2 protein-coding genes are annotated in these 1,382 nt (G+C 28.5%); both read right to left on the reverse strand.

Annotated features, from left to right (window positions below; genetic code table 11):
• Window positions 1–247: 247 nt before the first annotated feature.
• Complete coding sequence (locus VDP25_RS17565; RefSeq protein ID WP_334471935.1) at window positions 248–589, reverse strand: hypothetical protein; 342 nt, start codon at window positions 587–589, stop codon at window positions 248–250.
• The gene (locus tag VDP25_RS17570; RefSeq protein ID WP_334471937.1) at window positions 590–1,237 is read right to left on the reverse strand and encodes an SLATT domain-containing protein; all 648 of its coding nucleotides are present in this window, start codon (window positions 1,235–1,237) and stop codon (window positions 590–592) included.
• Window positions 1,238–1,382: the final 145 nt, after the last annotated feature.

The raw sequence follows: 1,382 nt of genomic DNA on the forward strand, positions 1-1,382 counted from the left end.
TAATAATGGAATTCAAATGTTCGTCATTATCATTATCATCTTTATAAGACTCTCGAATTATAGCCCATCCATTAAATTCAATCATTATTCTGCGTTTTTCTCAAATTGCACACAACGGTTTTGTATATGGTTTGTTGCGTGGTTTAGCACGTAATTTAGCAAATAAAAACCGAATAGAAAATCCGCGAGGATTTTCGTAAGTAGGCTAGAACTAGCAATAAATTATATACGTTGTTACCACACGTTTTTATTCAATTTCTTTTTCCAAAATATAAGTTTTTAGTCGAGAAATAAATCTACTGATTTTTCTACTTTCATTCGACCATTTTCCTTTATATCTTTTATTGTTTTTGTCATAATCGTGCTGAAGTTCTCCACCTAAATCTGCTAAATATATATCTAAGTCCATTTTTAATGATTGAAGAGTAGGAATCATTTCGGAATTTTCAGATTTCATTGTTTTTACAATATCTAAAAGTTGATTTCCAACTCTTTTTAAAGAGTAAATACTTGGTTGTTTTAATAGACTCTCATCAAAGATTTCTTTTCTAATTATTTTAGATTTTTCTTCAAATTCTTTAAGTGTCATTTATAAGTTAGTTTTAATTAAAAGTCCAATTATAATTATTGGTGGAAATATTATTAAAAAGTGATAAATCAAACTTGTTTTAATGTAGTAATCAGCTTTTATTTTGTAAACATCTATTTTGCTTAATTCGTGATAATCAGCTTTTGATGCTTTGAACATATTATGGTCAATTGGCTCGTGATTTTCGTGTCTTTCCAAAATTCGTTCATATTTGTCAGATATTTTTTCTGCAAATTCTTTCTTTTCATTCAATTTCGGTTTCTCTTTTAGAGTTTTAAAAATCCTTAAATCATTATACAGTTTTGATAATTCAAGTCCGCAAGTATGAAATTGCTTAGCTTTTGTACTGAAGTCTTTTGCGTTCTCAATTTGTCCAAACACTAATAATAATATTGAAAGACTGGTAATTGAATAGGCAATTAGGTTTTCGTCAATTGTTTCTGCTGAATATATATTATAAACAGATAAAAGTCCGACTGCTATTAAATATACAGATAACATACTTAAGCATAAATTTGATAAGTCAGCTACTTTCAAAAGTCTTTTACTTGCATTAAATCTACTGCCTTTCGTTGACCAAATTTTGTAATTCAATTCCTCAAGAAATGTTTTGTCTAAATAATCCTTATATGATTTCTTTTTCTCCAATGTTCGTTTTTTGTTCAAATGTGTGGTAACGGTCTAGTGTATGATTTCGTTGCGTGTTTAAGCACTAAAGTTAGCAAATAAATCACAGATAGAAAGTCCGCGAGGACTTTCGTAAGTAAGCTCTAACTAGCAATGAATTATACAC

The sequence above is a fragment of the Winogradskyella sp. ECml5-4 genome, from assembly GCF_036903175.1.
Lineage (GTDB): Bacteria > Bacteroidota > Bacteroidia > Flavobacteriales > Flavobacteriaceae > Winogradskyella > Winogradskyella damuponensis.